1 protein-coding gene and 1 tRNA gene are annotated in these 461 nt (G+C 65.1%); one reads left to right on the top strand and one right to left on the bottom strand.

The window, feature by feature from the left end; all coding sequences use genetic code 11:
* The coding region (locus DEQ92_RS22535; protein ID WP_115821806.1) for a transcription initiation factor IIB family protein at positions 1 to 276 on the bottom strand (276 nt) is incomplete at its 3' end.
* 83 nt (positions 277 to 359) lie between these two features.
* On the opposite strand from DEQ92_RS22535, the gene DEQ92_RS22530 reads away from it, so the two are divergent.
* Positions 360 to 442: transfer RNA gene (locus DEQ92_RS22530), tRNA-Leu, on the top strand.
* Positions 443 to 461: the final 19 nt, after the last annotated feature.

The raw sequence follows: 461 nt of genomic DNA, 5'->3' as shown, positions 1-461 counted from the left end.
GAGTACCGGCTTCCAGTGCTGTTGGACGCTGAGCCGGGTCACGTCCATCGCGTCGGCGATGCGAGATTGCGATCGTTCTTCGCCGGCGATCAGCGCGCCCGCATAGAGGCTCGCAGCCGCGATCGCACGCTTGGAGCGGTCTTCTTCGGGGGCCTCCGAGAGGAACAGATCCGCGGCGACCGAGCGCGCGTCGGATCCGAGCTCCAGTCGGTCTGCACCGCGCTCGATCCGATTCAGCCACTCCTCGTTGGCGACGCGGTCTCGGGCGCTGTACATACACTGGGGTGCGTCGCCACTGCATAAGAACCCTGCGCGCGGAGCGACAGGTTGATTTGGGCCTTCGGTGTAGATGTGGCTGCGCGCGGGTAGCCAAGTGGCCAACGGCGCAGCGCTTAGGACGCTGTCCCATAGGGGTCCGCAGGTTCGAATCCTGTCCCGCGCATATTCAGTTTCGAGGAGGA

The sequence above is a fragment of the Haloferax sp. Atlit-6N genome (assembly GCF_003383195.1).
Lineage (GTDB): Archaea > Halobacteriota > Halobacteria > Halobacteriales > Haloferacaceae > Haloferax > Haloferax gibbonsii.
This window is presented reverse-complemented; position numbering and strand designations above follow the sequence as displayed.